At 49.0% G+C, this 6,055-nt stretch carries 4 protein-coding genes; all 4 read left to right on the forward strand.

The features are described from left to right. Positions 1-671: C80 family cysteine peptidase (locus tag D8U73_RS15200; protein WP_177435529.1), on the forward strand; the 671-nt coding region annotated here is incomplete at its 5' end. 68 nt (positions 672-739) lie between these two features. Beyond that, positions 740-1,174: a hypothetical protein gene (locus tag D8U73_RS15205; protein ID WP_130904964.1), complete on the forward strand. Its 435-nt coding sequence runs from the start codon at positions 740-742 to the stop codon at positions 1,172-1,174. Between the two features lie 1,499 nt (positions 1,175-2,673). Next, positions 2,674-3,120: a YbhB/YbcL family Raf kinase inhibitor-like protein gene (locus tag D8U73_RS15210; RefSeq protein WP_241667799.1), complete on the forward strand. Its 447-nt coding sequence runs from the start codon at positions 2,674-2,676 to the stop codon at positions 3,118-3,120. 221 nt (positions 3,121-3,341) lie between these two features. Further along, positions 3,342-6,055, forward strand: a 2,714-nt coding sequence (locus tag D8U73_RS15215; RefSeq protein WP_153188974.1) for an AMP-binding protein, incomplete at its 3' end; no start/stop codon positions are given.

Genomic DNA, 6,055 nt, shown 5'->3' on the forward strand with positions numbered 1-6,055 from the left:
CGGTGGGCGAAAAATACGATACTCGGCTCATTGTCAAACTAGAGTCAGATCCAGTAACCAATCGGGCGGCGCAACGCATTTACGACAAGCATCCCGACAACAGTGTAATTGTCGAACGTAATGCTCAAGGTGAGCACTCTATCGTCACCGGGAACCCACAAAATGTTGCAGGCAAAACCAAAGTGGAGTTGGTGGGGCATGGCGATGCCGCCCCATCTGAGGCAAAAACTATGGGCGGTCTGGATGCGCATGAACTGGCCAACGAGGTTATTAAGGTCACTGAGAAGGGAGGCATCCATACAGGTGATACGCTGGATGTGCGTAAGGTGACCGCGGTCGGTTGCGATACGGGAGGGTGTGCTGCGAATGGGTCGAATTTGGCCGGTCGAATAGATACCTCGCTGAAGGCGCAAGGTATTGAAATGGCGGTGCCTGTTAAAGGTTATAAGGGGCTGGTTGACGTAACGGAGGATGGTCGAAAGCGGTCTACGGCGGACGGTGGGCTGGGTAAACGTCGAGTCGAAGAACCATTGGCGCCCTCGCTAAAAGAAGACCTTCAGGTCAGCCTACCAAAAGACGACAGCAGCGCTCATCGAGTTCCTTACGCATACAATGAAGTTGATCTTCGTGATTTTAAAAAAGCGGCTCCAGGACAATGGTTATCGGCGTAGTTAATACGTGTGACACGCCAACAGTCTGTGTCTCTCCCGTTAACATATTTGAAGCAAGAGGGACTAAAATGGATGCTGATGTTTTAAACAATAGGTCCGCGCGAGGAATGAATAGATATGCATCGGGCGCACCTGGTGAGCGAGATGGAGTAATGACGCCTTTTGAAAGCTATGAGGAAGGGAATTGGCTGAGCATGAGGCCGGTAGGCCAAACGCATCACACTGCCGTTATGCTAAAGAATAACTTAGATGAAAAGGACTCCTATGGATTTTCGTTGATAAAAGTAAACGACAATTTTGCTCAATTGAAATTTGGGTCGACCTCATTAAACACAAAGGAAGGGGCGTATATATCTCACAGCTTTTCACGGGCTACATTCAATAACAAGCCAGGATTTACGCCAGGCACGACATTGATGCCTGTGAATATCCAAGATCAGGTGACATCGCTATTGAAGAGCCCACCCTACTCAATTTCTCATATCGCGAGGTCACAAGATTAAAATGGCAACCCTTGTGGATATGACTGATACACGCATTAGCCCGCTCGCGGCTTAGTAAGCGTTGGCCGGAGTAGCTGTTTGTTTCTGGCAACTTCGGCCAACGCCAACTTTGAAAGCGACGAGTCAATTCAAAAGCTCAGATACCGCATGCCACACTGATGTCTTCACGGAATTTCAGCGTCACGTAGACCCAAGATGCCGATTGAGTTAATGATGTTACGCTAGCAAACCATCGAAAAATCGGTGTTCTTACACGTTATATTATTAACTGCCTTCCGTTTTTGGAGATTTGTTTACAGTTTTATCCAGTCTGAGTGCCGCTGCAGATAGAACTCAGTCTCTCGGCGCCCGATGGTCTCTTTGTAGTATCTGCAACGAGTCCAATATCACCGCATATTTAACTCTCAGCGTTTATCCAAGGCCTGCTGATTTTCTGAGCACCCTGCCTTGTTGATCGGCAATTAGGTCAAATATAGTTACCACAGCGCGCGCGTGAGATCTGCTTAATAAGTGCTCAAATTTTGCCTTTTTCGAGTCGTCGCGTTTGAAGGATTTACCTACTTACTCCTGCCAATGACTCAGATTTAATTAGACCTGAGAAAGGCAACCGTACAACGCTCCTCCCTCACGTGTACGGGCTATATGGGTCGTTCCTGTATGAACTGTCGTTCTTTGCTCAAGCGATACCACACGGTTTAGCCCGTATCTTCCCTTCAAAGGATACGGGCTTTTTTTCAGGCATGGCGCCATGTATCAAACGTCCGCAGCGCGTAGGGTCAACCCATCAATCTGATTCAAGGGCTGACAAAGGGCAGCTATCTTCGCGATGACTTCAGCGAATTATCACGAGCGTCATTCGAAACTGTTGATCCCAAAAAGGGACATTGAGCCAGAAGTAGTATGATCGAAGGAGATATAGCCCTTGCAGGGCTCATCACCCGAGTGCGGCGGAGCTGGATATGACCGTAACGCGTAAGCCGGCAAGAGCGCGACCCTCATCACCGGCAGCCAGGGCGCTCTATTGGTCCCTCTGTCCTCGCAAGGAGGTTCACGGTTCCTTGTGACTGTACCATTAGAGCGTGACCTGGCATCTGTTTTTAACCAAGCTTATGCAGCAGCTGTTGATGTGTTTTTTTTCGAAACGAAAAGCTCATTCGAGCTAGACATGTCGCTAGAGAGTTTTCTTCCCCCCCTCCTCCACAGCATGGAAGTTTTGGTGACGCCACTAAGAGATCGCTGATGGATAAGCATCTACATTATTGCTAGGCACGGTAGCAGAATCGCAAGAAAAAAGATCATATTGGCATAGAAAATGACTGATTTTCGACTAACGAAATTTCAGGCGGATTCTTATGATCAGTTCCCGCAATTAATAATGAGATAATTTTGTGCATACCATGCTTACTAAAATGACTCTGCCTGTATTGATCCTTTTGTCAACCCCTACCTGGGCGAACTCTTTCACCTTAACTAGTGCTGACATTTCTTCAGGAAAAACCATGAACCGGGCCCAAGAGTTTCAAGGCTTTGGATGTAGCGGAGGCAATGTATCGCCTCAGCTCTCATGGAGTAACGCACCTAAAGATACCGCAGCTTTTGCAGTGTTTGCTTACGATCCCGATGCACCAACGGGGAGCGGATGGTGGCATTGGCAGTTAATCAATATTCCTAAAGATGTAACCACGTTGGCCGCAGGTGTCGGCAATCCCAGCGCAAAGGCAATTCCGGCAGGTAGTATCAGTACCAAGAATGATTATGGCGTCGTTGGCTACGGTGGGGCTTGCCCTCCTCAGGGGCATGGAGCTCATCGCTACCAGTTCACAGTTTATGCCCTATCCAAAAAACTAGAGCTCCCGAAAGATGCTTCCGCTGCACTGACGAGCTATATGGTCCGCGCTAATTCAATTGCCTCAAGCACAATCGAAGCTTTATATGAAAAAAACTAAATTTTGATTTGGGCAACTGCTCATTATTAGCAATTCGTTACAACAATAGCTCCTGGCGTCCATAGCTGGCATGGGGGCACAGAAATACGAATGCTCTTCGAACCATCGAAGAGCATTTATGCTTTGCGTGCTGATAAAGAGTTATCTTTAGTAGTTCAGGCTTGGGTATTTAGCGTCGTACACAGTGCGACATCATACGTATAATTGCATGCGAGACGGGAATGGGTGATTTTGTATATTCAGCACCTTCAAGAATTAGACTTTTGGCCTTGCACGGTCGAGGCAGCAATGCTGATATATCGAATTTGCAGCTAAGAAATCTCGGGCTGTCCGAAGACGAGTTTGATATTTGTTTCATGAACGGCCCCATAGCTGTCGATAAGCCGGGGCCAGGTGTCGAAACTCTCGGGGATCGGATGACCGGGCCTTGGTATTCCTGGCTTCCTACCTACAAAAGTGAGCCCGAGGCTAACGACTTAGCCAATGCGATTTGTGATGCTATTTTGGCGGTCTTATCCACTGTTGAAAAAGAAGGTCCATTTGACGGAGTTTTCGGGTTTAGCCAGGGCGGAGTAATTGCAAGCCTCGTTAATGGTTTACCGGAAGATACCGCGTTGCTGTCTGCATTACAGCGTCGTTCGAAAGGAAGACAATTTTCGGCTTTACAGAATGGCGCGCCCTTTCGCGCAGCTATCATTGCGTGCGCGGCAGCATCAATGCCCCTATCTGAACTTCGGTCAAAAGCGGGACTAGGACCGGCTCCTTGCTGTAACTCTAAAAGTGTTCACCTCATTGGACGTCACGACGAGAATAAAGCTTGGTCTGAATCCCTTGCTCTTTCGATGAATTCGACAGTGACAGCGATTTTTTATTTAGCGAGCGGGCATGAAATCAATCAATCCCAGCGATCTGACGTGGAGCTCATTAATCATATACGTCAGTGTTTTTTGCCCGTTGATCAGAAATCACTAACCAAGCCCCTCACACCCAAGAATGTCGAATGGAGACAGTCAAGTGATCGCAGCTTTCGTGTCATGGCACGCGACGTTCAACTGTCTGCAGTAAAAGTCGAAACACAGGGACTGTCAGAAACCTTCGTTGAAATGCTTGCGTCCCCTCCCTCCAAAGCGCCTTTTCTGCGAACAGCCAGAGAACGCGATCCCAACGTTTACACCACTTATGGCCAGGTGCTTGAATTCTGCCGGCCAGGGGGAGAAGGTGATCTCAGACGCCTCGGCGTTCTGCCAGGTGAAGTCGTGGCCTATCTTGCTCCACCAGGTGGAACCGCGGTTGGCGCTGTCGCGTTTCTCTCTATTGCATCTCAAACGTGTGCTGCCCCGCTTACTCCCCATATGAGCAAAGCAGATGCCCTCGAAGCGCTTGAGCAATTCGGGGCAAAACATGTAGTGTTGTTTGGTGAGCCTACGGCTTCTGAAGTCCGAGCTGCCTGCGTTGATTTTGCAGCAAAAAATGCCGCGGTGCGTATTCACCATGCAGAACACTCCGAAAGCAACTCACCCGGCTTGTTCCGTTACAAAGCATCGATATCAGAATTTCAACATCTTCCCATATTGATCAATTCGCCAATGGCGAATTGCTTGCTGCTTCGCACCTCGGGAACGACGTCTACGCCAAAAGTTGTACCGCTGCGTCAACGAGATATGGCTTGGAATGCTGCGATCTTAGCCGATGGCATCGGGATCAATGGTCAGGATGTTGCATACAGTGTTATGCCCCTGGACCATATCGGAGGACTCAGTGCCTCTATCCTATGTAGCGTTGCGGTAGGCGCATCGGTTACCTGTGAAGGACTGTATAACCCGCAGGCTATGGTAGAAGCGCTCATGCACTCTTCGCCCAAACCTACGTGGTATTCAGCAGTACCGACAATCCACAATGCCACCGTTCGATACCTCCAAGAACACGCCATACATTATCTGGACCAAAACGGTCGATGGCATGGCCATGATCTTCGTATCATCCGGTCCGGAGCGGCAGAGCTCAAAGAGCCTGATCGCCTGGCTATCGAGCAGATTTACGGATGTGAGGTCGTTGCGACTTACAGCATGTCTGAACAGATGCCGATTTCCCAACCAGCCAGAAGTCAAGAAGGAGCGCCTCAGTCACCTGGTTCGGTCGGTGTGCCGGTGATTGCATCTGTTGCAGTCGTGGATCCTATAACATTTCGTCCTTTGCCTTTTGGCGAAGCAGGCGAAGTCGCTATCTGCGGCCCCACCGTTTGCACGGGGTATCTAGATAATCATGAGGCCAACCAACAGTCGCGATTTCTTTTGAAATCATATGAAGATGAACACCTTCATTATTGGTTTTTAACCGGTGATTTAGGGCAACTTGATGCTGACGGGACACTTTCACTGCGGGGCCGCCTAAAAGAACTCATCAAGCGAGGCGGTGAACAGATTTCACCCTTCGAGGTGGAAAGCGCCTTGACCCAGCACCCGTGGGTCAATACGGCCGTATGTTTTCCTGTCCCGTCTGACCTTTATGGTGAAGAAGTGGGGTGTGCATTGGTGCTTGAGTCTACGATCTCTGCGCAAGTCACGCATCATAACGCAGTTAAAGAAATGACTGCATTCCTTAGAACCACCGGGTTAGCTCGTTACAAATCGCCCAAGTATCTCAAACTTGTAGCGGACGAAGAGCTACCAAAAACGGCAAGCCGGAAATACATACGTAATGGTTTGGCGCAAGTACTACAGCTGCCTAATGCGAATTCAGCGAAGCAATCGCCCTCTGTAACTGATGCGAGCACTCAAAGGCAGTCAATAAACAGGGTTGATTCTGCTCATGGAGGCCCGAAAGTTGATTGGGCAACGCTAGCAGGGTTCAGATTCTTGTTAGCATGTTATGTCATGTTTATGCATATTGGCTCCGATGAATCATGGGGCGCCTTTGCAAATCTTAGGCAATTTCC

The sequence above is a fragment of the Pseudomonas sp. Sample_22 genome (genome assembly GCF_004307635.1).
In the GTDB taxonomy this organism is placed as follows: domain Bacteria; phylum Pseudomonadota; class Gammaproteobacteria; order Pseudomonadales; family Pseudomonadaceae; genus Aquipseudomonas.